Source organism: Streptomyces sp. NBC_00620 (assembly GCF_026341825.1).
GTDB lineage: Bacteria > Actinomycetota > Actinomycetes > Streptomycetales > Streptomycetaceae > Streptomyces.
This window is the reverse complement of the sequence record NZ_JAPENY010000001.1, coordinates 3267752-3291592: the sequence shown is the minus strand read 5'-3', so window position 1 is coordinate 3291592 and position 23841 is coordinate 3267752. Positions and strand designations below refer to the sequence as shown.

The 23841-nt window shown below is 69.9% G+C and carries 25 protein-coding genes; 18 read left to right on the top strand and 7 right to left on the bottom strand.

Translation table 11 applies throughout. The features are described from left to right. From OG246_RS15120 to OG246_RS15085, 8 genes are all read left to right on the top strand, one after another. Positions 1 to 2451: a hypothetical protein gene (locus OG246_RS15120; RefSeq protein ID WP_266461498.1), complete on the top strand. Its 2451-nt coding sequence runs from the start codon at positions 1 to 3 to the stop codon at positions 2449 to 2451. Positions 2452 to 2460: 9 nt separating this feature from the next. Next, positions 2461 to 2910 (top strand): hypothetical protein, encoded by a 450-nt coding sequence (locus OG246_RS15115; protein WP_266461495.1) that lies wholly within the window; start codon positions 2461 to 2463, stop codon positions 2908 to 2910. Next, positions 2907 to 3404, top strand: a complete 498-nt coding sequence (locus OG246_RS15110; RefSeq protein WP_266461492.1) for a hypothetical protein — start codon at positions 2907 to 2909, stop codon at positions 3402 to 3404. The genes OG246_RS15115 and OG246_RS15110 overlap by 4 nt, the downstream gene beginning before the upstream one ends. Positions 3405 to 3465: 61 nt before the next feature. Then, positions 3466 to 3729: a hypothetical protein gene (locus OG246_RS15105; RefSeq protein WP_266461490.1), complete on the top strand. Its 264-nt coding sequence runs from the start codon at positions 3466 to 3468 to the stop codon at positions 3727 to 3729. Continuing rightward, positions 3729 to 4655 (top strand): N-acetylmuramoyl-L-alanine amidase, encoded by a 927-nt coding sequence (locus OG246_RS15100; protein ID WP_266461488.1) that lies wholly within the window; start codon positions 3729 to 3731, stop codon positions 4653 to 4655. Before OG246_RS15105 ends, OG246_RS15100 begins: the two co-directional genes overlap by 1 nt. 60 nt (positions 4656 to 4715) lie before the next feature. Continuing rightward, on the top strand, positions 4716 to 5030 hold the full coding sequence (locus OG246_RS15095) for a hypothetical protein (RefSeq protein ID WP_266461486.1): 315 nt from the start codon (positions 4716 to 4718) through the stop codon (positions 5028 to 5030). 12 nt (positions 5031 to 5042) lie between these two features. Beyond that, entirely contained in the window at positions 5043 to 5306 is a 264-nt protein-coding gene (locus tag OG246_RS15090; RefSeq protein ID WP_266461484.1) for a hypothetical protein, read from the top strand. Beyond that, on the top strand, positions 5303 to 5950 hold the full coding sequence (locus tag OG246_RS15085) for a collagen-like protein (protein WP_266461482.1): 648 nt from the start codon (positions 5303 to 5305) through the stop codon (positions 5948 to 5950). Before OG246_RS15090 ends, OG246_RS15085 begins: the two co-directional genes overlap by 4 nt. Positions 5951 to 6030: 80 nt before the next feature. Here OG246_RS15085 and OG246_RS15080 read toward each other — a convergent pair whose 3' ends face one another. Both OG246_RS15080 and OG246_RS15075 read right to left on the bottom strand, forming a co-directional pair. Then, positions 6031 to 6477, bottom strand: a complete 447-nt coding sequence (locus OG246_RS15080; RefSeq protein ID WP_266461473.1) for a GNAT family N-acetyltransferase — start codon at positions 6475 to 6477, stop codon at positions 6031 to 6033. Beyond that, positions 6440 to 7696 carry a helix-turn-helix transcriptional regulator gene (locus OG246_RS15075; RefSeq protein ID WP_266461471.1) on the bottom strand — a complete coding sequence of 419 codons (1257 nt, stop codon included), beginning with the start codon at positions 7694 to 7696 and terminating at the stop codon, positions 6440 to 6442. The genes OG246_RS15080 and OG246_RS15075 overlap by 38 nt, the downstream gene beginning before the upstream one ends. 88 nt (positions 7697 to 7784) lie before the next feature. On the opposite strand from OG246_RS15075, the gene OG246_RS15070 reads away from it, so the two are divergent. Both OG246_RS15070 and OG246_RS15065 read left to right on the top strand, forming a co-directional pair. Then, on the top strand, positions 7785 to 8189 hold the full coding sequence (locus tag OG246_RS15070; RefSeq protein WP_266461469.1) for a hypothetical protein: 405 nt from the start codon (positions 7785 to 7787) through the stop codon (positions 8187 to 8189). Between the two features lie 279 nt (positions 8190 to 8468). Then, complete coding sequence (locus tag OG246_RS15065) at positions 8469 to 8618, top strand: hypothetical protein (protein WP_266461466.1); 150 nt, start codon at positions 8469 to 8471, stop codon at positions 8616 to 8618. Between the two features lie 50 nt (positions 8619 to 8668). On the opposite strand, the gene OG246_RS15060 is transcribed toward OG246_RS15065, so the two are convergent. Together OG246_RS15060 and OG246_RS15055 are read right to left on the bottom strand one after the other, a co-directional pair. Beyond that, on the bottom strand, positions 8669 to 8908 hold the full coding sequence (locus tag OG246_RS15060; RefSeq protein ID WP_266461463.1) for a helix-turn-helix domain-containing protein: 240 nt from the start codon (positions 8906 to 8908) through the stop codon (positions 8669 to 8671). 480 nt (positions 8909 to 9388) lie between these two features. Then, a complete protein-coding gene (locus OG246_RS15055; protein ID WP_266461460.1) occupies positions 9389 to 9892 on the bottom strand; it encodes an FxLYD domain-containing protein in 504 nt (167 codons plus the stop codon). Positions 9893 to 10124: 232 nt separating this feature from the next. Between OG246_RS15055 and OG246_RS15050 the strand changes: the two genes are divergently transcribed. Then, positions 10125 to 11108, top strand: coding sequence for an alpha/beta hydrolase (locus OG246_RS15050; protein ID WP_266461455.1), 984 nt, complete (start codon positions 10125 to 10127; stop codon positions 11106 to 11108). 13 nt (positions 11109 to 11121) lie between these two features. Here OG246_RS15050 and OG246_RS15045 read toward each other — a convergent pair whose 3' ends face one another. After that, complete coding sequence (locus OG246_RS15045) at positions 11122 to 12177, bottom strand: LacI family DNA-binding transcriptional regulator (protein ID WP_266461451.1); 1056 nt, start codon at positions 12175 to 12177, stop codon at positions 11122 to 11124. A 393-nt stretch (positions 12178 to 12570) separates the two neighbouring features. On the opposite strand from OG246_RS15045, the gene OG246_RS15040 reads away from it, so the two are divergent. The 5 genes from OG246_RS15040 (at position 12571) to OG246_RS15020 (ending at position 18649) form a co-directional block, all read left to right on the top strand. Then, on the top strand, positions 12571 to 13887 hold the full coding sequence (locus OG246_RS15040) for an ABC transporter substrate-binding protein (protein WP_266461448.1): 1317 nt from the start codon (positions 12571 to 12573) through the stop codon (positions 13885 to 13887). Positions 13888 to 13892: 5 nt separating this feature from the next. Then, positions 13893 to 14909: a carbohydrate ABC transporter permease gene (locus tag OG246_RS15035; RefSeq protein WP_266464214.1), complete on the top strand. Its 1017-nt coding sequence runs from the start codon at positions 13893 to 13895 to the stop codon at positions 14907 to 14909. Positions 14910 to 14920: 11 nt separating this feature from the next. After that, a complete protein-coding gene (locus OG246_RS15030) occupies positions 14921 to 15826 on the top strand; it encodes a carbohydrate ABC transporter permease (RefSeq protein WP_266461445.1) in 906 nt (301 codons plus the stop codon). Positions 15827 to 15938: 112 nt separating this feature from the next. Then, entirely contained in the window at positions 15939 to 17366 is a 1428-nt protein-coding gene (locus tag OG246_RS15025; protein ID WP_266461443.1) for a GH1 family beta-glucosidase, read from the top strand. Between the two features lie 194 nt (positions 17367 to 17560). Beyond that, on the top strand, positions 17561 to 18649 hold the full coding sequence (locus OG246_RS15020; RefSeq protein WP_266461440.1) for a hypothetical protein: 1089 nt from the start codon (positions 17561 to 17563) through the stop codon (positions 18647 to 18649). Between the two features lie 155 nt (positions 18650 to 18804). On the opposite strand, the gene OG246_RS15015 is transcribed toward OG246_RS15020, so the two are convergent. Continuing rightward, on the bottom strand, positions 18805 to 20280 hold the full coding sequence (locus OG246_RS15015; RefSeq protein WP_266461438.1) for a cellulose binding domain-containing protein: 1476 nt from the start codon (positions 20278 to 20280) through the stop codon (positions 18805 to 18807). 232 nt (positions 20281 to 20512) lie between these two features. On the opposite strand from OG246_RS15015, the gene OG246_RS15010 reads away from it, so the two are divergent. Together OG246_RS15010 and OG246_RS15005 are read left to right on the top strand one after the other, a co-directional pair. Further along, positions 20513 to 21193, top strand: coding sequence for a TetR/AcrR family transcriptional regulator (locus tag OG246_RS15010; protein ID WP_266461435.1), 681 nt, complete (start codon positions 20513 to 20515; stop codon positions 21191 to 21193). Positions 21194 to 21211: 18 nt separating this feature from the next. Further along, the gene (locus tag OG246_RS15005; RefSeq protein WP_266461432.1) at positions 21212 to 22429 is read left to right on the top strand and encodes an NAD(P)/FAD-dependent oxidoreductase; all 1218 of its coding nucleotides are present in this window, start codon (positions 21212 to 21214) and stop codon (positions 22427 to 22429) included. A gap of 29 nt (positions 22430 to 22458) precedes the next feature. On the opposite strand, the gene OG246_RS15000 is transcribed toward OG246_RS15005, so the two are convergent. Beyond that, positions 22459 to 23835: a HAMP domain-containing sensor histidine kinase gene (locus OG246_RS15000; protein ID WP_266461430.1), complete on the bottom strand. Its 1377-nt coding sequence runs from the start codon at positions 23833 to 23835 to the stop codon at positions 22459 to 22461. Positions 23836 to 23841 lie beyond the last annotated feature (6 nt).

The window sequence follows — 23841 nt, the reverse complement described above, 5'->3', positions numbered from 1 at the left end:
ATGACGCTGCTTGTGGAGGTGGGGTGGGGCGGCCTGGTCCAGGCGCCCACCACCATCACCTGGACGGACATCACGCAGCGCGTTGACCAGGTGCGCGGTGTGGTCATCAACCGGGGCGCCGCGGACGAGTTGTCGGAGACGCAGCCCGGAACGGCGACGCTGTCCCTGGACAATCAGGATGGGTGGCTGACTCCGGGTAACTCCGCATCGCCATGGTGGCCGTTCGTGCGGGAGAACGCGCCGATCCGGGTCTCGCAGGCCGTCATCCCTGCGCGGTCCGGATCGTCGCCCTACCCGACCGCGATGCTCGGCGACGACTTCGACGACAACCGCGTGAACACCACCTTGTGGAGCACGCCCTTCGGCGGTGCGAGCGAGACCGGCGGACGCATGCGCGTCCCCGTCACTACGGTCTCGACTGCCGGGTTCCAGACCGTGCGTGAATGGGCGCTGGCCGGATCGAAGCTGACGGCGAAGCTGGTCACTCTTCCTGGGGCCAACGGCTCCTCAGCTGCGCTCGCCTCGATGTGGGTCAACTCGACCACGGGCGGGACGCGGCTCGGCTGGCGGTACAACGCGGTCACCGGCGTGATCAGCGCGGAGACGCAGACCGGGTTCTTCGACGGCACTGCCGTCGGCTTCACGTACTCCGCCATCAACCATGTGTGGCTGCGGGTGAGGGAGTCCGGCGGCACCGTCTACTGGGAGAGCAGCGGTGACGGCTTCGGCTGGACGGTGCGCCGCTCGCTCGCCACACCGGCCTGGGTGACCTCGCAGACGCTGGCCGTTGAGTTCCCCACCACCCGCACGGGCGGCACCAACGACTTCGTGGAATGGGACCTGGTCGGCGCCGAGGTCCGGCCCCGCTTCTACGGGATGGTCAACGAGTGGCCCGTCGACTGGGAAGGTCTGGTCTCCAAGGTCACGATCTCGTGCACCGATCTGTTCAAGCGCCTCAACAAGCTGCCCGTCCTGCGCTCCATGGTGGCCGAGGAGATCATCGAGCGCGGCCCGGTGGCGTACTACCCGCTGACCGAGCCCGCCGACTCGATCAGTGCCGGCGACCTGTCCGGCAACGGCCTGTCCTCGATGGCCATCACTCAGGCCGGAGCGGGCGGCACGCTCACCATGGCCACCGCCGAGGGTCCGACCGCCACTGGCGACAGCACCCCCCTGTTCACCCCGTCGACGGCGACGGCTGGGAAGTACCTGACGGTCGACCTGGGCTCGGCGGCTCAGGACCGGCTGACCGCCAACCGGCCCGCGTTGGAGGCCTGGTTCAAGACCGCCACGACCGGCCGGGCGATCCTCGGCCTGTACTCGCCCGACCTGCAGTACGTGCACGTGCTGTCCCTGTCGGCCGGCGGCGCCCTGCAGATCGAGTGGACAGACACCGGCGCGAGCTCCCTCACCGTGGAGACCGTCGGCGGCACAAGCGGCCTGGCCGACGACAACTGGCACCACCTCGTCTACGACCAGCACTTCGGCACCTTCTGGGTCGACGGCGTCAACGTCGACTCCGTCCTCGCCCCCACCCCGGGATCCGACCAGCGCTTCCTGCACATAGGCGGCTACCGCGGCACCCGCCTGTGGAATGGCGCCCTGGCCCACGTCGCCGTCTACGCGGCGGGCGTCTCGATCGGATCCGCGCTGGCCACCCACTACGACGCGGGCGCGAACGGGCACGCGGGCGAGGCCGCGGACATCCGGATCGAGCGGTTTGCCCAGTACGCGGGTCTGCTGTCCGTCACCGTCTGGGGCAGCACCCACGACCCGATCGACTCTCAGGGACCCGGCGGATCCGGGGTCGTGGCCCGCATGCGGGAGGTCGAATCCACCGAGAGTGGCAAGCTGTTTGCCGAACGCGACTGGTTCGGGCTCGCGTACCAGTCCCGCGATGTGCGCTACAACCCCGACCCGGCGTCCGAGACGTTCACCATCGACTACGCCGATCTCGAACCCGGCACCAAGCTCGCGGCCGACGACCAGAAGAAGATCAACTTCGTTGAGGCGAGCCGGCCGGGCGGCGCGACACAGCGGGTGACCGCGCCCGAATCCATCCTGGCGTTCGGCACCTACCCTCCTGCCGGCGGCACGCTCAGCCTGCTAAAAACCTCCGACAACTCGGTCCTGGACGCGGCGGCCTGGCTCGTGTCCCGCTACGCCGCCCCGGCCCCGGAACTGCGCGAGGTCGCCATCGAGGCCTACACGATGCCCAACTTCCTGGACATCCTCGACGCGGAGATCAGCTCGTACTTCACCGTCTTCAACCTGCCCTCTCAGGCCCCGGCGTCCAGCATGCGCGTCACCGTCGAGGGCTACACCGAGACGCTGAAAGAGAAGTCGCACCTGATCGGGTTCCACACCTCGGCGTCCGCGACCGACTCGGTGTGGGTCCTCGATGACGCCGTCTACTCCGTCCTCGACTCCACCACCCGCCTCGCCTACTGAAGGAGCATCGTGGCCATCGCCGTCGTGCGCGCCGAGACGTACTACCTGCCCCCGCCCCGGCTCCCCCAGGACGCCTGGGCGGACGTCCCTGGCGCCGAGCTGATCTACCGCTGGATCGAAGAGCGCATGGGGCGCCGCGTCCCCCTGCCCGAGGGCACCCTCGACGGCGTGCCGCCCGTCTACGCCCGCGTCAACCAGAACCGGTGGCTGGCCGACTGCGTGTGCGGATCCGCCGCGATCGTCTCCCTGGTCGACCCGCGCTGGGGCTGCACCCAGTGCGGGTACGGCTGGGCCACCCTGGTCGTCCCCACCGCCGAGGAGACCGCGGTGATCGAGGCGGAGCTGCTCACCATCCCGCAGCCGCACCTGCGGAATTGGTGGAACCCCCTGGATCCCAACAACCCGGACTGGCAGGCCGAGCCTGCGCCCGACCCTGGTCCGCTGAGTGAGCCGGTATGACGTTCGCACCGCGCACCTGGGCGGTGGGCGAGGTCGTCCCCGCTGCCATCATGAACACCGAGATCCGCGACCAGTTCAACTCGATGTTCGCGGCGTGGACGTCGTACACCCCGGTGTGGACCGCAGCCACCACCAACCCCGTCATCGGCAACGGCGTCATCCTCGGCCGGTACATGAAGATCGGCCGTACCGTCCTCGGCCACATCAACGTCACCATGGGCTCCACCACCACCTACGGCGCCGGCGACTACTCCTTCACCCTCCCGGCTGCCGGGGCAGCGTCAGGCGCCAGCCTCATCGGGGCGGCGCAGCTGCTCGCGGGCAGCCGGTGGGCCGGACACGTCGTCCTCGGCTCGGGCGGTAGCACCCTCTCGCCGTTCTTCTCCACTACGTCCACCGACACGCGCCTCGCGTGGATGGGCCCGACCGTCCCGGTCACTCTCGCCGCGACCCATCAGCTCCGCATGACCTTCATCCAGGAAACCGCCACCTGACCTGCCCCGTTCCGCCCGCCCCGCGCCGTTGGCCGGGGCCTTCGTCATGTCTGGAGTCTCAATGACCGAGCAGCCCGCGCCGTCCGTCGGACGGATCGTCATCTACCGAGCCAAGACCCGCGGCTACCCGTTGCCCGCCGTCGTCACCGCAACCCGCGACACCCTCGACCCGATAGGCCTCGAGCGCGGCGACGTGCCGCCGCTCGACGCCGACACCACCGTGCACCTGCACGTCATGACCCCCGGGGCGCAGGGCTCGTACACCGAGCACGCGATCCCGCAGGGCGACGGGCCGGGCACCTGGTCCTGGCCGGAGCGTGTGTGATGGCGACACCTCTGACCGCCTTTGAGACCCTCGCCGCGCTCGAGGCCGAAGGCCTCACTGTTCGCGAGCACGCGGGCTGGAAGACTCACAGCCGGGATGCGGCGACGGGTAAGAAGTTCGGGCCCGTGGTCGGTGTGCTGATCCACCACACGGCGGGGCACGACGACAGGGAGCTCTGCTTCAAAGGCAGGTCCGACCTACCCGGCCCGCTGTGCCACGCCTGGCTGGGCAAGACCGATGGCTTGTGGCTGCTGAGTGCCGGCCGCGCGAACCATGCCGGGTCCGTCGACCTCGACGTCCTCAAGGCACTTCACGACGAGGACTCCCCGCTACCGAAGGACAACCAGGCCAATGCCGACGGCAATGACGCGCTGTACGGCCTGGAGATCGAGAACCGCGGCAACGGCAAGGACCCCTATCCGGACGCGCAGTACCGCAACGCGGTCCTGTGGGCCGCTGCCCTGTGCCGGGCCCACGGCTGGTCCGAGAAGTCGATCGCCGGGCACAAGGAGGTCCAGCCCGGCAAGATCGACCCCAGCTTCGACATGGACGACTTCCGCGCCGATGTGAGGAAGCAGCTGGCAACGGAGCCCGACGGAGGCTGGATCCCGGAACCGCCCAAGCCGTCGAAGCCGCGCGTCGACCTCTCCCTCCTCATCACAGCGGCCAGGACCGACCCCCGGGCGAAGCAGGGCCACGTCACGTACATGACGGGCACGAACCTCACCGAGGCCGCCCTGGTCAAGCTCGGCTACCTCGCCAAGACCTACGCGGGCGACGGCTCCTTCGGCTCGAAGACCATCGCCGCCTACGCCAAGTGGCAGCGCCACCTCGGCTACACCGGCGACGACGCCAACGGCATCCCCGGCACGAAGTCACTCACCAAGCTCGGCTCCCAGAGCGGCCTGTTCACCATCGTCGCCTGACACCGCCGTCGACCTGGCGCCGCGGCAACTCCACTCCACTCCACAGGAAGGGGGCTGGCTATGCCTGCCTCTCTGTTCCCCTCGATCATGCGTACGCTCATCCCGCTCATCGCCGGATGGCTACTCAGCCTCGCCGTCCAGGCCGGAGTCGAGATCGACTCCGAGAAGGTCACCAGCGCGGTGACGATCGCCATCGTCCTGGCCTACTACCTGGCGTTCCGCCTGCTCGAGTTCCTCGGCACCAAGCTGCGCGGCACCGCCCTGCAGAAGGCGGCCGGGTTCCTCCTCGGCTGGGCGCGGCCGCCGGCCTACCCCGACACCGGTGGCGCGCTCCCGCCGGTCACCGCCTACACCAGCGGACCCCGCGCCCAGTAGGGAGCAACCACCTTGGACGCCACCACCCTCGGCAGCCTGCTTGTGGGCGTGGGCGCGGTCGCCGCGGCGTTGGTGGCGTACCTCGGCAAGAGGGGTGAGACCGCCCTCACCGGCTACAGCTCGCTCACTGGCACCCTGCAAAAAGAACGCGAGCGGCTCGATCAGAAGGTGACCGAGCTGAACACCCGGCTCGCTGAACAGGCCGAGCTCCGGGCTGCTGACCAAGCGGAGATTGCCCGGCTCCGCGCACTCATCCCACCCGGAGGACAACCGTGACCCGTACAGAGCGGGCACTCGCCGGACACTGGCGGGGTATCGCCGTCGTCTGCTGGCTCCTCGTGCTCTCCGGCATGGCTGTCATCGGCTGGTCCTGGTACAGCCAGTTGGCCGACGAAGCGGACAAGCGGGGCACCGCCGTGTCGACGCTCGCCGGGGATGTGCGCGTGCTGCGCGCGCAGGTCCAGTCCGAGGGCGGAACTCCGCAGGCACCGGATCCGAGTAAAGCTGTGGAGGACCTGGACGATCGGGCTGAGGTGCCCGTCCCGATCCCGATCCCCGGGGCGAAGGGCGACAAGGGAGACCCTGGGAAACCGGCGCCCACCATCACCCCCTCGCCGGGGACGCCGGGTGAGAAGGGTGAGCCGGGCGACACAGTGACCGGGCCGAGTGGCGCGCCGGGGGCGGTCGGGCTCACGGGCCCGGCTGGAGTCCAAGGTGAGCGTGGCGAGAAGGGCGCCACCGGCGAGCAGGGACCACCCGGCCCGGCCGGAGCGTCCTGCCCGGAGGGGTATTCGTGGCAGACCCCGTCCTACGACGAGTACGCGCGGGTGTGCCGGCAGGATGGTGCGCCCGACCCGGAGCCCACTGGCGGGGGTGGTCTGCTCTCGATGGGCCTCGACCCCCGCCGCCAGTACCCATAGCCCGACAACACAGCGCCCCCTCTCGCCTTCGGGCGGGAGGGGGCCCTTCGTCATGCCCGGGGGGTACGACAGCGCGACGCTCAGACGTCAATGCGGTAGAACACCTTGCCCTCGTGAGGCGGGGCCCCAAACGCCTCGTAGAAGGCCAGCGCGGGAGGATTGTCGGCATCTCCCTGCCACTCGACGCGCGAGCAGCCGGCCGCCACCGCGGCTTCCTTCACTGCACCCATCAATGCGCCGGCCACACCACGGCGGCGGGCACTCTCGCGGACGTACAGCTCCTTAAGGAACAGACTCGTGTCCGCGCCGGCCGCGGGCCACAGGAAGGAGTACGACGCGAGGCCGAGCACAGCATCGCCGTCGCGGGCGAGGAGACAGGTTGCGGCTGGCCGTTCGGAGAACAGCGCGGCACGGATCTGGTCGAGGTCGCCGGGGGTTTTATCGCCGCCGTAGTAGGCCTCGATCTCTCCGAGGATCTCGGAGATCGTCTCAGCGTCTGCCTCCGTTGCCGGGCTGATCTGCACCACTGTTGCTGTCCCTCTCGCCGGGGGGTAGCGCCAACACCTCACGCAACACCCGTACCTCTGACACCGCTCGTGCCCGAGGCACCCTAGCTGCGACGTCGCGGGCGCGGTAGATGATCAGAGCGGACCGGTTGCCGGGAGGCAGGTCGACGATGGTGTTCGTGGCGTGCACGGCAGCACCAGCGGGATCGCCGTCCGTTGCAAGACACATGGCCTGATCGAGACGGATGAGGGCACGGTCGGTGCGGTCCGACTCCGGGTACAACTCCAGGGCTCTCGCCTGCTGCTCACCTGCGCGGGAGGTCTCGCCGAGATGCGTCAGCGCGTTCCCCGAGTGGAAGCGCAGGGACGCTTCGGAGTACCCGAACGCGGACCCGATCTGATCCTCATCGGGGAGTCGTCCCAGCGCGACCTCGGCCGCCGCGAGCGCACGAGTGGTGTCTCCTGGGCGGCCGAGCAGGGCGTGCGCGCGGGCTTCGAGCGGCGCGGCGAGCGCATCGCCGACGCAGGGCAGGCCGCCCGCCAGCTGCTGCGCACGCGCAGCCAGTTCAACGGCGCCTTCGAGATCGTGTCCGTAGTACAGCTGGTACGCCTCCTGCGCGTACATCCAGCTGAGAGTTGCCCGGTCCTCCGCCGCAGCCGCTGCAGCGCGCCCAGTTCGCCACCAGGCCCGCGCTCGGTCGTCGCCGAGCTTGAGGAGCGTGAGCGCCATCAGGCCAGACATCTGCGCGACAGCGATCGTCAGCCGCTTCCTCGAGGAGGCCGGCTGTCGGTGCGTCAGCAGCAGCCGCAGGTCCTGGAAGTCGGCCAGCAGTTCCGGGAGCAGCTCGCGCTCGGACCTGTAGCGGGTGGCCCGGCCGTGGCGCGCGACCATGTAGGCAATCTCATCCAGCGAGGAGTCCGTGAGCGGTCCGGCGGCGAGCGCCTCGTGCAGTCCCTGCTGCAGGGCGTCGGCCTGCTCGAGCGGATCCATGCCCGGCCGGACGTCGGCGAGGGCGATCAGTTCGCCGCGGGCTCCGAGCGCCTGGTCGAGCGCGGCAACCATCTGCGGGGTCGGCGTCTTCAGGCCGCGTTCCAGGTCACTGAGGTAGCTCTTGCTGCACGCGGCAACCGAGGCGACGTCCCGAAAGGAGCGGCCGCCTCGCAGCCGCCGTAAGCACTGGCCGAACGTCTCGTCCACGATCTCCCCCGGCGTCCGCTGTGTCCGCCGCACAGCGGACACCAGCGGACACGTCACTCCTGTAACTCACAGCCTGTGTTGGAAACGCTACTCCCATGCACCTTCCGTAGTAAGGCGACAGGGAGCACCCGTGCACAGGAACAGAGCGGCCACCGCAGAGAGCACCGCGGGCATGCACATGGTGGCGGCTGGCGCCGAGTGGGACGCCATCAAGGTCAGCCAGACGTTTGCCCTTCAAGCCCTGCAGCGCCTCGCCGAACCCGGTGCCGTCCTGGTCGATCCGGGCGGGGCCGTCATCTACTTCTTCGTAGCGCCAGGCAGCACCGCAGGGTGGGAGGTGCCACAGACCACGGCGTTGAGTGAGACCGCGTACGTCGTCCTGCCACCCGACGGAAGGGAAAACCCGCCGGGCCCGTACTGGCTGATCCCGCCGAGCCGTGGCCGCCTCCACACGAACCTGGACGCGTTGCGTGCGGCTCTCGATGTTGCGATCGGCCCGCGGCCGTGGGCTCCCCGGGCGGAGCACTTCGGATGAGCCAGCCTGAGGCGGCTGTGCCGGCCTGCAAGCCGTGCCGCGAGGCGTACCGGCTCGTACCGGTGGCCGACCAGCCCATGCCCGGGGCGGGGGTCGACGCGGCATGATCCGACCCCTCGTCATACGGCCTATCGCGCCCGCCGAGTACGACGCGCTCCTGCGCCACTGCGTCCGCTGCGACTCGTGCCGCTCGGTTCCTGATCGCGAGTGCCCGCGGGCCGGGGCCCTGCGCCGCGAGTGGCAGAGCAGGCGCCGCCAGATCGTCCGCGCGAGGAGGTCATGGTGAGCACATCCACCCTGCCCCGCTGGCGCGGCGGCATGTCGGGCTACTGCTGGGCTGAGCACCCGCGCGGCGGCCGTCGCTGCTACCTGCCACACGGACACCGCGGCACGCACTGGCACCCGTACAGCAAGACGAGTTGGCCATAGAGCTCTCGCCGCCAGCCCCGTGGCCGACCGCGAGGAGGGGCGGCCGCCCGTCACTGCAGGAGTTCACCGATCCGTATGTCGAGGATGCGGGCGATGCGCAGCAGCATGGAGAGCGTGGGGTTACCCAGGCCGGATTCGATCTCCTGGAAGAAGCTCCGGCTGGCCGGGATCGCGAGGAACACCTGCTCCTGGGTGAGGTTCCGGTGCATGCGTGCGTCGCGAATACACCTGCCGATCCGCTGGCGTTCCTGGAGGAGCCATTCGTCGTCGTCGGGCAGGTGGCTGGGCACTCGACAAACACTTTGACCTGCTTGATCATAAGTCAGCCCGGTGACAGCGGGCTTTGTGTGATCTTGAAGTGAGTGGGTATGACATCGGCCCACCCCCTTCACCGAGACGCCCTCCCTGGAAAGCTGCCCAGGCGGACAGGAGAGGGCAGCGGCGCCCCCGCCCACGCGGGGGCGCCGTCACGTTTCCTTGGCTGTCGGTAAGGGTGCTTTGCACTCAGTCGCATCGCAGCCTGGAGGATCACCGGACCCCCCTGTTCCCACGGGAACAGGGGGCATGATCCAGCGGCACTCAGCGCCATTGAGCGTCATTGAACCGGGGTTGTTTGTCCGCATTCTCGGTATCACCGCAGGTCGGATGTGTAACAAAATCCGGTTCAAGTCCCGTCACTCACCCTGAATGATCAAGGCTCGACCCGCGAAAGCGGGTCGGGCCTTGATTCGTTTCCCGACGACGGTCCATGACGATCTACGACCTATGGCTTATGAAGCCCACCGCGTCACCTCGGTCACCTTGCACTCGATCTTCACCGAGATCTCGTTCAGGCCCTGCGCGGTCTCCTCCGCCTTCTGCCCCGGCGCCAAGTTGCTCGTCCCTGCGGACGCCTCGCCCAGCCGCTTCCCCGAGTTGTCCACGAACTCGACGTCGATGAAATAGGTCGACTCCTTCGAGCTGCGGTTCGTGATCAGCAGTTCGGCGGCCGGCCAGGATGTCGTGGAGTCCACCTCGCACTTCGTGATCTTCACGTCTCCCTCAGGGCCGGACGTCTCCTTGGGGCTCGCCTTCGCCGTCGACTCCTCGACCACCGCGCCGCTGTCCTTCGACGAGTCGTCCCCGCTGCCGAACACGAGGCCGATCACGCCGAGGACCACGAACAGCAGGAAGACACCGAGGCAGCCGAAGCCGACGATCTTCCCGGTGTTCCTCTTCGGCGGCTGTGGGGGCGGCGGAGCACCCCATCCCGACCCTGGAGATCCGTACGGCATGAGGCCCCCAGGTCTGCTGGATGAGGGGTCAACGGTCACTGTCCAGCCTGCGCCGGGGTGTCCGACGGCGCACCTCCGGGGCGGTCGCCCCCGGCGCTGTTGCCGAACCGGCAACAGGCTTCGCGTCGGTCGTGTCGGGCGCCGCAGGATCGGCGGTGTGCCGTTGTCCGGTGTGTTGCGCCGGTGCGGCCGTTGGCAGCAGGTAGACGCGGAGTGACCCGGGAGGAACCCCATGCCGCAGACCCACGCAGCAGAGCGCACGCACCGTCTGGTGTCTTCGCCCGCCGGACGGATCCACCTGGTGGAGGAGGGCACCGGCCCGCTGGTCCTGCTCGTGCACGGATTCCCCGAGTCCTGGTACTCGTGGCGCCACCAGCTGCCGGTGCTGGCCGCGGCCGGCTACCGGGTGGCCGCCATCGATGTCCGCGGCTACGGGCGCTCCTCCAGGCCCGAGGCGGTGAGCGCGTACCGGATGCTCGACCTGGTGGAGGACAACGTCGCCGTGGTGCGGGCGCTGGGCGAGGAGACCGCCGTGCTCGTCGGGCACGACTGGGGTGCGACGATCGCCGCCGTCTCGGGCCTGGTCCGGCCCGATGTGTTCCGGGCGGTCGGGCTGCTGAGCGTGCCCTACGCCCCGCCCGGCGGCCCCAGGCCCAGCGAGGTGTTCGCGCGGATGGGCGGGGACGAGGAGTTCTACGTCTCCTACTTCCAGGAGCCCGGACGGGCGGAGCGGGAGATCGAGCCCGACGTCCGGGGCTGGCTGGCCGGTTTCTACGCCGCCCTGTCCGCCGACACCATGCCCGCGCCCGGCGCTCCCGACCCGCACTTCCTGAGCCCCGGCGGGACGCTGCGCGAACGGTTCCCCGCCGGACGGCTCCCGGGCTGGCTCGGCGAGCGCGAACTCGATGTCTACGCCGGGGAGTTCGAGCGGACCGGGATGAGCGGGGCACTGGGCCGCTACCGGAACATGGACCGCGACTGGGAGGATCTGGCCGCCTTCGAGGGTGCCCCCGTCACTCAGCCCTCGCTGTTCATCGGCGGCGGCCTGGACGCGTCCACCACCTGGATGGCCGACGCCATCAAGGCGTTCCCCGTCACCCTGCCCGGCCTGACCGCCTCGCACATCCTCGACGCCTGCGGCCACTGGGTCCAACAGGAACGCCCTGAGGAGACCAACCGGCTGCTGACCACCTGGCTCGCGTCCCTGCCGGCCTGACCGAGGGGGCGCCTCACGAAGACGCCCGGGCCACCAGCTCCGTGGGCAGCACGACCTGCCGTCTCTCCAGGCCGCGCGACACCGCCGGACGGCGGTCCGCGATCTCGTCCAGGAGGAGGTCGATCATCGCGCGGCCCATCAGCTCGATCGGCTGACGCACGCTGGTGAGCGGGGGGTCCATGTGGCGGGCGATGGCGGAGTCGTCGTAGCCGACGAGGGCCACGTCTTCGGGTATACGGCGGCCCGCCTCGCGCAGGACCTGGCGGGCGCCGGCCGCCATGACGTCGGAGCCGGCGAAGACCGCGTCGAGGGAGGGGCAGCGGTCCAGGAGTTCCGTCATCGCACGGCGGCCGCCCTCCTCGGTGAAGTCGCCGGGGACGATCAGCCGGTCGTCGGGCTCCCGGCCCGCCTCGCGCAGGCCCTCGCGGTAGCCGTCGACGCGGCGCTGGGCGCCGAAGACGTCGAGGCGGCCCGCCAGGTGGACTATGGTGCGGCGGCCCTGGGCGATCAGGTGCTCGACGGCCGCGCGGCCTCCGCCGTAGTTGTCGGAGTCCACGGACGGCAGCGTCTCGCCCGCCGAGCGGCGGCCGCTGATGACCGCCGGGATCTCCAGCTGGGAGAGGAGATCGGGGAGCGGGTCGTCCGCGTGGACCGAGACCAGCAGGACGCCGTCCACGCGGTGCGCGGCCAGGTACTGGGCCAGTCGCTGGCGCTCACGATCGCTGCCCGCGAAGATCAGCAGCAGCTGCATCTCGGTGTCGGACAGCGCCGCGCCGACCCCCCGCAGCATGTCCGAGAAGTACGGTTCCGCGAAGAAGCGGGTCTCGGGTTCGGGGACGACAAGGGCGATCGCGTCGGTTCGGTTGGCCGCGAGGGCACGGGCCGCCGTGTTCGGGACATAGCCGAGTTCCGCGACCGCGGCCTCGACGGCGGCGCGGGTCGCGTCGCTGACCCGCGGGGAACCGTTGATCACCCGGGACACCGTCCCGCGGCCCACTCCGGCCCGCGCGGCGACCTCCTCAAGGGTCGGCCGCCCGCCGCTCCGGCCCCGCGCTCCGTGGCCTGCCATGGTCGCCTCCCGTCACACCGCGGATCACTCCGCGACTGGCCTGGAATCTAACAGCCCTGCTCATGAACTCGAGCCCGGCCCGAGCGCCGCCCGCACCGGAGGCCGCGCCCTCGGCCCCCGCGACGGACCGAAAAGCCTCCGTCCTGACCCGAGTTCGTACCGCCTCTCGCAGTTAGCTAACGGCCCGATAACTGAACGCATCTCTCCGCGTCCGCTCCCTTGACACCCCCGCGCGAACCGACGACTCTTCAACACATCACTTGTGGGAGCGCTCCCACGGTACCTGACACATACACATCCCGCACGTTCCCCGCCCGAGCCGCAGCGTGAACTAACGGGCCCAACAATGCAGTTGGCCGGGGGGTCGGCACGTCAGGGCAACAGGAGGACGCAATGCGAGCACGTACCCGAACCGCCCGCAAGGTGGTAGTCCTCGCGACGATCGCGTCGCTGGGCACCGGGCTGCTGGCCGGCTGTGCCGACGACGGCAAGGACAGCTCCGGTTCGTCGTCGGAAGGCGGCGGCAAGGGCAAGACCAAGATCACGCTCGGCCTCTTCGGCACCGCCGGCTTCGAGGAGTCCGGCCTGTACAAGGAGTACGAGAAGCTCCACCCGGACATCGACATCCAGCAGACCGTCGTGGAGCGCAACGAGAACTACTACCCGGCGCTCGTCAACCACCTCACCACCAACAGCGGCCTCCAGGACATCCAGATGGTCGAAGTCGGCAACATCGCCGAGATCGTCGAGACCCAGGCCACCAAGCTGCTCGACCTGTCGAAGTACGGCAAGGAGAGCGACTACCTCGACTGGAAGTGGAAGCAGGCCACCACCAAGGACGGGCAGACGATCGGGGTCGGCACCGACATCGGCCCGATGGCCATCTGCTACCGCACCGACCTGTTCAAGGCAGCCGGTCTGCCCACCGACCGCGAGGAAGTCGGCAAGCTGTGGGCGGGCAGCTGGGACAAGTTCGTCGACGTCGGCAAGCAGTACCAGGCGAAGGCCAAGGGCACCACCTTCCTGGACTCCCCCGGCGGTCTGCTCCAGGCGATCCTCAGCAGTGAGACCGAGCGGTTCTACGACTCCGCAGGCGAGGTCATCTACAAGACGAACCCGGCCGTGAAGGCCGCGTTCGACCTCACCTCGCAGGCCGCCGAGGACGGACTGATCGGCAATCAGACGCAGTTCCAGCCCGCCTGGGACACCACGATCGCCAACAGCAAGTTCGCGGCGATGTCCTGCCCGCCCTGGATGCTCGGTTACATCAAGGGCAAGTCGAAGCCCGAAGCGGCCGGCAAGTGGGACGTCGCCCAGTCGCCCGTGTCCGGCAACTGGGGCGGCTCCTTCCTGACCGTGCCCAAGTCCGGCAAGAACACCGAAGAAGCCGCGAAGCTGGCCGCCTGGCTGACCGCGCCCGAGCAGCAGGCCAAGCTGTTCGGCGTGCAGGGCAGCTTCCCGAGCACCCCGGCGGCGTACGACTCGACCGAGGTGACAACCGCGAAGAACGACATGACTGGTGCCGCGCCGATCGGCACGATCTTCGCCGAGGCCGCCAAGAACATCCCGGTCCAGACGATCGGCCCGAAGGACCAGATCATCCAGCAGGGGCTGACCGACAACGGCGTGGTTCTCGTGACCCAGGGCAAGTCTCCCGAAGAGGCCTGGAAGAACGCCGTGAAGACCATCGACAACAACCTGGAGAAGTGACCGGTATGTCCCCCCGGCACGACACCGCCGCGCCCCCCGAGAAGGAGGGGGGCGCGGCCCCGGCCGACCGGATCCCGTCAAGTACGCCCGCTGAGGCGGACGTTCGACGCCGGGCCCGGCTCTCCCGCCGATGGCAGCGGGACATGCGCTGGAGCCCGTACGCCTTCGTCTCCCCGTTCTTCCTGCTCTTCCTCGCCTTCGGCCTCTTCCCGCTGATCTACACGGGCTGGGCCTCGCTGCACGCGGTGGAGCTGACGGCGCCAACCGACATGGACTGGGTGGGCCTGCGCAACTACACCCGGATCTTCGACGACGACTTCTTCTGGAACGCGGCGAAGAACACCCTGACCATCGGGATCATCTCCACCGTCCCGCAGCTGATGATGGCGATGGGCCTCGCCCACATCCTCAACTACAAGCTGCGCGGCTCGACCTTCTACCGGGTCGCGATGCTCGCGCCGTACGCCACGTCGATCGCCGCCGCCTCGCTGGTGTTCGTGCTGCTCTTCGGCCGCGACTACGGCATGATCAACTGGGCGCTGAACGCCGTCGGGTTCGACAACATCGACTGGCAGAACGACAAGTGGCCCTCGCAGATAGCCGTTTCGTCGATCATCATCTGGCGCTGGACCGGCTACAACGCGCTGATCTACCTGGCGGCGATGCAGGCCATCCCGCAGGACCTCTACGAGTCGGCGGCCCTCGACGGGGCCTCGCGCTGGAAGCAGTTCCTGCACGTCACGCTGCCCTCGCTGCGGCCGACGATCCTGTTCACCGTCGTCGTCTCGACGATCGGCGCCAGCCAGGTGTTCGGCGAGCCGCTCCTCTTCGACGCCAACAAGGGTGCGTCCGGCGGCGCCCAGCACCAGTTCCAGACGCTCGGCCTCTATCTGTACGAGCAGGGCTGGGTCAACCAGCACCTGGGCCGGGCCTCCGCCATCGCCTGGACCATGTTCTTGATCCTCATCGTGATCGGGATCGTCAACTACGTCATCTCGCGCCGGCTGCGCGCCAGTAGTTAGGAGTACAGGCCGTGACGACGACACTGACGCCCCCCACCGACCCTGTGAAGGAACCGCCCAAGCGCACCCGGCGCCCCAAGTCGGCCCGTGCGGGCGGGCAGTTGCACGGCGGCCCGATCGCGTACGCCGTGCTCGTGCTGTTCACCATCGGCTCGCTCTTCCCGCTGGTGTGGACGGCGATCGCCGCCTCGCGCGACAACAACCGGCTGGCGCAGACGCCGCCGCCGTTCTGGTTCGGCTCGGGCCTGTTCGACAAGCTCGAACTCGCCTGGAAGGACGCCAATCTGGGCGAGGCGATGCTCAACACCACGATCGTGGCCGGGATTTCGGCGGTCACTGTCGTCGTCCTCTCCACGATCGCCGGGTTCGCCTTCGCCAAGCTGCGCTTCAAGGGCCGTAACGCCATGATGCTGATCATCATCGGCACCATGATGATTCCGCCCCAGCTCAGCGTGATCCCGCTGTACATGATGGTCGCCAAGCTCGACTGGTCCGACCAGCTCCAGGCAGTGATCTTCCCGTCCCTCGTGAGCGCCTTCGGTGTCTTCTTCATGCGGCAGTACCTGATCCAGGCGCTGCCGAACGAGCTGATCGAGGCGGCCCGGGTGGACGGCGCGAGCAGCTGGCGGGTGATCTGGCACGTGGTGTTCCCGGCGGCGCGCCCCGCGATGGCCGTGCTCGGCATGCTCGTCTTCGTGCAGACGTGGAACGACTTCCTGTGGCCGTTCCTCGTGCTGACCCAGATGGGCAACCCGACCGTGCAGGTCGCGGTCGCGGGCCTCGGCCGCGGCTTCACCCCCGACCAGTCCCTGATCATGGCGGGCGCGCTGCTCGGCACGCTGCCGCTGCTGCTCGTCTTCGCGATCTTCGGCAAGCAGATCGTGGGCGGCATCATGCAGGGCGCCGTCAAGGGCTGACGCCCGTGTGGGGGCCGGGTCACCGCCGCCTCGGCCCCCCTCGCCCCCATCCTCCTTGTCCCCGTCCCCCCTCTTACCGTCGGCCTCCACGACCCCCTATGGGAGCGCTTCCATGCCTGAGCCTGTGACGCCCGTGACCTTTCCTCCCGCCTTCCTCTGGGGCGCCGCGACCTCCGCGTACCAGATCGAGGGGGCGGTACGGGAGGACGGCCGCACGCCCTCGATCTGGGACACCTTCAGCCATACGCCGGGCAGGACGGCGGGCGGCGAGACCGGTGACGTGGCCGTGGACCACTACCACCGCTACCGCGACGACGTGGCCCTGATGGCGGACCTCGGCCTGACCGCGTACCGCTTCTCGGTCTCCTGGTCCCGGGTGCAGCCGACGGGCCGCGGCCCCGCGGTCCAGCGCGGCCTGGACTTCTACCGCCGGCTGGTGGACGAACTGCTCGCGCACGGCATCAAACCGGCCGTCACCCTCTACCACTGGGACCTCCCGCAGGAGCTGGAGGACGCGGGCGGCTGGCCCGAACGCGACACGGCGCTGCGTTTCGCGGAGTACGCGCAGATACTGGGCGAGGCGCTCGGCGACCGAGTCGAGCAGTGGATCACCCTCAACGAGCCCTGGTGCAGCGCCTTTCTGGGGTACGGCTCCGGGGTGCACGCTCCTGGCCGCACCGACCCGGCGGCGTCGCTGCGTGCCGCGCACCATCTGAACCTGGCGCACGGCCTGGGCACTTCGGCCCTGCGCGCCGCGATGCCCGCCCGCAACTCGGTCGCGGTGAGCCTCAACTCCTCGGTCGTCAGGCCGGTTTCGCAGGACCCGGCCGACCTGTCGGCGGCGCGGCGCATCGACGACCTCGCCAACGGGGTCTTCCACGGTCCGATGCTGCACGGGGCGTACCCGGAGAGCCTGTTCGCGGCGACGGCATCGGTCACGGACTGGTCGTACGTCCTGGACGGCGATCTCGCCCTGATCAAACAGCCCTTGGACGCGCTCGGCCTCAACTACTACACACCGACGCTGGTTTCGGCGGCGGAGAACGTGACGGACGGCCCGCGAGCGGACGGCCACGGCGCGAGCTCGCACTCCCCCTGGCCGGGCGCGGACGACGTCGCCTTCCACCAAACGCCGGGCGAGCGTACGGAGATGGGCTGGACGATCGACCCGACGGGCCTGCACGACCTGATCATGCGCTACGTCCGCGAGGCCCCCGGCCTGCCGATCTACATCACCGAGAACGGCGCCGCGTACGACGACAAGCCGGACCCCGACGGCCGGGTCCACGACCCCGAGCGGATCGCGTACCTCCACGGCCACCTCGCCGCCGTACGCCGCGCCATCACCGACGGCGCGGACGTCCGCGGCTACTACCTCTGGTCCCTGATGGACAACTTCGAGTGGGCGTACGGCTACGGCAAGCGCTTCGGAGCGGTGTACGTGGACTACGCGACCCTGGAACGTACGCCGAAGTCGAGTGCCCGGTGGTACGGGGAGGCGGCGCGGACGGGGGTGCTGCCGGGGGTGGCCACCGAGTAGGGGGACCGGGGGACGGGGCGCGGCGCGGTGAGGGGAGTGCCGCGCCCCTTGGGGCTTGAGCACAGGCCCCTGGCTGGTCAGGCCCCTGATTCACAGGAAACCGAGTACAACCAACCCCCGCGATCACAAGTCCAGTTCGTCGGCGGCGCCACGCCTGTGCGCCGCCGACGAACCGCTCCCTGGGGGGAAGCACCGTGAGACGTTCCACCATCACCACCCGCGTACTCGGCGGCTCGGCACTCGCCTGCGTCGCCGTCGCCCTGTCACTGGTCTTCGTGCGGTACGACGCACCGGCCCCGCGTACCGACATCCTCGCGGCGCTCGGGCTGGCGGCCGTCGCCGCGGCCGGCTGGGCGTTCGCGTGCCGTACGGCGCCCGCGCTCGGACCGGCACCGGAAGCGGCGTCCAGCAGCGCGCTGCCCGGTCGACTCCCGCTGCCCAGGTGGGACTTGGGCACAGTCATCGGTTTTCTTCTCCTGGCCCTGACGCCGTACTCGGCGCACCGGCTCGCGCAGGGGCCCGGCGGCGGAGGAGTGTTCCTCGGCCTTGTGGGGCTCCTCCTGATCGTGGTGACGGTGAAGGCGATGCTCTTCGCGCGCAAGCAGACGAGCATGAAGCAAAGGCTGCTGAAGCTGAAGGTGCTGGCCGAGGACGCGGCACACGGCGAGGTGTACGCGGTGCGGGTGCAGGCCGGAGAGCCCGTGCGGATGCGGCTCAGTGAACGGGGCGACAAGCCCGGCGCGGTGGACGTCTCGTACTGGCACTGGATCGTCCTGCGGGAGGGCGCGCACGAGATCAGGCTGGCCGCACCGCGCGAGGATGTGGCGCGGGCCGCCGTACGGTTCGGCGGCCAGGAAGGGTGGCTTTACCTGCCCAAGCGCTGGAAGCTGATCGACGACGAGCTGCCCACGGCGTTCGTCGCGGACGGCGGCGAAGCGCTGCTGGGCCTCACGGATCCGGACGAGGTCCGCGCCTACCTGGTCAAGGACCTCCGTACGACATCGTCCGACCGCAGCGCGCGACGCGTACCGTCAACCGCCAAGTTCCGCATGCCGGTTCACCTCTCCACGTTCGGCGGGGCCCTGCTCGCCACCCTCCTGGCGCTGCCCGTACTCCTTCTCGGCAACGACCTGCCCACTGCGGCGGCCTGGTTCCTGTGCGCCCTCGCGGCGGGCTCGGCCGTGACGGGGGCGCTGCGCGGTGCCGGCGACGGGGCGACGCGGGCGGTCATGTCCGATGTGAAGTGGACTGAGCGGGACGAGACGGATCCGTCCATCGCGTAGGCCGCGAGGTGCCCGCGAGATGCCCGGGAACGCGCCGCGCGCCCCGGCCGGGTGGGGGGATGGTCCGGCCGGGGCGCGCAGCCCCCGTGCGGAGATGGCTGGTTGGCGAATTGGCTGACTGACTGGCTGACTGGCTGACTGGGCAGGCGAATTGGCTAGTTGTTGGCGGCGAAGGCCTTCGAGAACGCGTTCGCGTCCTGGACGATCGAGCTGCACGTCGCGTCGGCGAAGTTCTGCGCACCGCCCGCGCACTGCTTGTCGCGGGTGGCGGACCACATCGAGAGCCAGCCGAGGCCCTTCGACTTGGCGAAGGCGACCAGCTGGGTGGCGTCCTCGACCTTGAAGATCTCCGTCGTCACGTCGTTGACGCCGATCATCGGGGTGACAGCCACGGCCTTCCAGGCGGCACTGTCGGAGAGCCCGAGGACGCTCTTGACCTGGGCCTGTGTCGCGGTCGCGGCCTGCTCGGCGTACGTACCCATGTCACCGCTGTACGCGGGGCCGTAGTCCATCGCCATGATGTTGACGGTGTCGATGGAGACGCCGTTCGACTTGGCGTTGGACAGGAGGTTCACGCCGTCCTGGGTGAGGCCCTCGGGCATCACCGGGAGCGTGAACGACACGTCCAGCGACGGGTGTTGCTGCTGGAGCTTCGCGACGGCCTGGGCGCGGCGGGTGTTGGCGGCCGTGTCGGGCAGCGCACCGCCCTCCACGTCGAAGTCGACCTTCGTGAGGTCGAACGCGTCCACGACCTTGTCGTACGCCGACGCCAGCGCGTCCGCCGACGAGCACGTGGTCGCCAGCTCCGAGCCGGACGCCCCGCCGAAGGAGACGCGGACGTCGCCGCCCTTCGCCCGCAGGGCACCGATCTGCGAGGCCACCCCGTCACTGGCGAGGTCGGTCACACCGCCCCACTTGGGTGTGCAGCCGCCGCCGTCCGTGATGAAGGCGAGGTTGTAGTCCTTCACTCCGGTGGCCGTGGCGGCGGCGAGCAGGTCGAAGGCGGGGTAGAGCGAGGTGTCGACGTAGGGCGCGAAGCCTGCGCTGGTGGTGGTGCCGCTGCCGGAGGTCTCGGAGGCGGAGGGGGTGGGGGTCGGCGTGGGCGTTGCCGACGCGGTGGGTGACGCGGTCGCCGTGGCACTCGGGGTCGCCGTCGGGGTCGCCGTCTCCGTCGGGCGGCCGCTCGGTTCCGGCGTCGCGCCGCTGTCCACGGAGCAGTCGGCACCGTCGATGAGACAGCCCGTCGGGTTCGCGGAACCGTTCACGACGAACCCGACGGTGACGGTCTCACCGGCCGCGAGGCCGTCCTTGTCCCAGGACGGCGGCCGCACGGTGACGTGCTGCCCGCTCACCGTCGACTCGCCGTTCCACAGCGAGCTGAGCGTGGCGCCGGACGGCAGGTCGAACTCCAGCGTCCAGTCCCCCTTCGTCTGGTCGCTGTCGTTGGTGATGACGTACTGCGCGGTGTAGCCGGTCGACCAGTCACTGGTCTTGGTGTACGCGGCTCCGACGCCGGCCGCCTGTGCGGTCCCGGAGAGCAGGACGGCGCCACCGCCGACCAGGGCCGCGGAGATGATGCCGCCTATCGCCTTGTTCCTGGCACTGATCCTGCGCCGGTGCGTACTGCTCATCGCGTGTGCCTGCCTTCGCGGTTCACGGGGGTGGGGTGCGGCAGCACGCTAGCGATCCGGAATCGGGCAAAACGCTTCATCCGGACGGCCGTTGGCGATCTTAGGGTGCGCTTAAGGGAGACATCGGGGGCGGTTAAAGGTCGAGACCAATTTGAGGGCCGAGCACTGGAACATCAACGAACATGTTCGCTAGGAACTTGTTCGTGACGAACATGTTCGTTATGGTGGATGTATGGCACCCGATACACCCCACAGTCGCCGGGAACGCCCGGCCAAGCCGGCCCTGTCACGGGACGGCATCGTCGCCACCGCTGTCGAGATCATGCGCGCCGAGGGCCTGCAGAAGGTCACCATGCGGCGGCTGGCGCAGGAGCTGGACACCGGCCCGGCCTCGCTTTACGTGTACGTCCGCAACACCGCGGAGCTGCACGCGGCCGTCCTGGACGAGCTCCTGGGAACCGTCGAGTCGCCCCCGGCCGACGAGGGCGACTGGCGCGAGCGCCTGGAGAAGGTCCTCTCCTCCTACACCGAGGTGCTGTTCGAGCACCGGGGCCTCGCCCAGTCCGCTTTGGTGGCCCGCCCCAGCGGAGAGCACTACCTGAACCTCGTCGAGAGGCTGCTGGCTCTGCTGGACGAGGGCGGCGCGCCGCCCGGACAGGCGGCCTGGGGTGTGGACCTGCTGCTGCAGGTCGCCACCGCGACCGCCGCCGAGCACGCCGTCCAGGACCGGGCCGTCGGAGCCCAGGACGACTGGGACGCCCTCGCCCGCGCCCTTCAGAACGCTTCCGGCGACACCCACCCGCACATCGCCTCGCTCGCCGACGAGCTTCTGTCAGGCGCCCCGAAAGCACGTATGACCTGGGGTTTCCAGATGCTGATCAACGGCATCCTGCACACCCCCACGCCCACCTAGACCCAAAGGAGCACGACCATGACCACCACCACGCCCACTCACCACCCCGTAACCGTCATCGGCGCCGGGCTCGGCGGCCTCACCCTCGCCCGAGTCCTGCACGTCAACGGCATCGAAGCCGCCGTCTACGACCTCGACGCCTCCCCGGCAGCCCGCGCCCAGGGCGGCATGCTCGACATCCACGAGGAGTCCGGGCAGGCGGCCCTGCGCGCCGCCGGCCTCTACGAGGAGTTCCGCACCCTCATCCACCCCGGCGGCGAGGCCACCCGCATCCTCGACAAGCACGCCGTCGTCCGTATGAAGCAGGACGACGACGGCGACGGCGGCCGTCCCGAGGTCGAGCGCGGCCAACTGCGCGACCTGCTGCTCGGCTCGCTGCCCGAGGGCACCGTCCGCTGGGGCACGAAGATCACCGGCGCACGCCCGCTCGGCGACGGCCGCCACGAGGTCACCCTCGCCGACGGCTCCGTCCTCACGACCGACCTGCTGATCGGCGCCGACGGAGCCTGGTCCCGGATCCGACCGCTGGTCTCCGCCGCCACTCCCGCCTACTCCGGCCTGTCCTTCGTCGAGGCGGACCTGCCCGACGCCGACACCCGCCACCCCGGCAGCGCCGCCGTCGTCGGCGGCGGCATGCTCATGGCCCTCGGCGCGGACAAGGGTTTCCTCGCCCACCGCGAGACCGACGGCAGCCTGCACGTCTACACCGCGCTCAAGGTCCCCGAGGAGTGGCTCGACGGTATCGACTTCACCGACACCGCCCTGGCCAAGGCGGCCGTCCTCGATCACTTCCCCGACTGGGACAGGAGCCTGCGCGCGCTGATCGCCGACGCCGACGGCCCACTGGTCCCCCGCCGGATCCACACCCTGCCCGTCGGCCACCGCTGGGACCGCGTCCCCGGCGTCACCCTGCTCGGCGACGCCGCCCACCTGATGTCACCGTTCGCCGGCGAGGGCGCCAACCTCGCCATGCTCGACGGAGCCGAACTGGGCACCGCCCTCGCGGCACACCCCGGCAACACGGAGGCCGCGCTCGCCGCCTACGAGCAGGTGATGTTCCCGCGCAGCGAGTCCGCCGCGGCAGAGTCCGCCGAGAGTCTCATCGTCTGCTTCCGCGACGACGCCCCTCAGGGTCTGCTCGACATGTTCGCCGGATTCCAGGACCAGGCGGAAGCCCATGCGGAGGACGGGACAGAGGCTCGAGCAGAGGACCAGGCACAGCCCCAGGCGGACTGACCCGCCCGGTCGGCCGGGAGGGACGGGCGTCAGCCCACACCCACACCGCGCCGACGCCGCCGTACGGACCCCCGGTGCCCCCGCCGAACGGGCGCCCGCCCGTCCAGCTGGATCCAGATCCGCACCTCCGTCCCCCCGAGCACCGACGATCCGATCCGCACATCCCCGCCCGTCGACTCCGCGAGCCGTCGCACGATGTCCAGGCCGAGCCCCGTCGAGCCGTCGCTCCCGGACCCGCGGCCCCGCGCCATCGCCGCCTCCGGGTCCACGATCCCGGGACCCGCGTCCGACACCAGCACGATCACCGCGTCCTCGCCGTTGTGCACGTCGACCGCGAAGGCGGTGCCCTCCGGGGTGTGCCGGAAGACATTGCCGAGCAGCGCGTCCAGGGAAGCCACCAGGTCGGCGCGCGCGACCGGTATTCGTACCGGCCGGTCCACACCCGCAACCCGCACCTTGCGCCCCTCGTCCTCCGCGAGCGCCGACCAGAAGTCCATCCGCTCGCGCACGACCTCGGACGCGTCGCACCCGGCGACGGCGGCTATCGCCGCCGTCTGCGGCTTCGCCTCGCGGGCCGTCCGGATGATGGTGTCGACCTCACGCTCCAACTGCGCGACGGCCGCCCGGGTCTGCTCGGCGGCCGGTCCGTCGCCGAGCGAGGCCGTGTTGAGCCGCAGCACGGTCAGCGGTGTGCGCAGGCGATGGGAGAGATCGGCCGCCAACTCCCGCTCGTTCGCAAGCAGTTGTACGACCTGATCCGCCATCGAGTTGAACGCGACCGCCGCGAGGCGCAGCTCGGTCGGCCCCTCCTCGGGCACCCGGGCCCCCAGCTTGCCCTCCCCCAACTCGTGCGCGCCCTCGACCAGTCGCTGCGCGGGCTGCACCATCCGTACGCCCAGCCGGTCGGCCACCGCGACGGAGCCGATGATGAGCGCGACGCCGACCGCGGCGAGCACCGCCCAGGCCGTGCCGATGCCGTTGCTGACCTCGGACTCGGGGACGTACACCTCGACGACCGCGATCTCGCCGGAGCTCAGCGCGACGGGCTGGAGCAGGGTGGAGCCGCCGGGGACCTCCGTGGTGGAGGCGCGGCCCAGCTTCCGGGTCGTGGCGATGTCCTCGTCGGCGGCGCGCTCCTTGCCGATCTCGACCGCGGCCGCGCCGTCGGCGGCCGGTATGTGCACGGCCATGCCCTCGTCCGAACCCGCGGACGCGACGACCCGCTCCAACTGGTCCCGGTCGGTGGTGATGGAGAGCGCGGGCGCGATCGCCGCGGCCTCCCGCTCGGCGTTCGAGAACGCCCGGTCTCTGGCCATCTCCTTGATGACAAGCCCGAGCGGCACCGCGAAGGCCACCACGACCATCGTGGTCACCGCCACACACACCTTGACCAGCGCCCACCTCATGGCGCC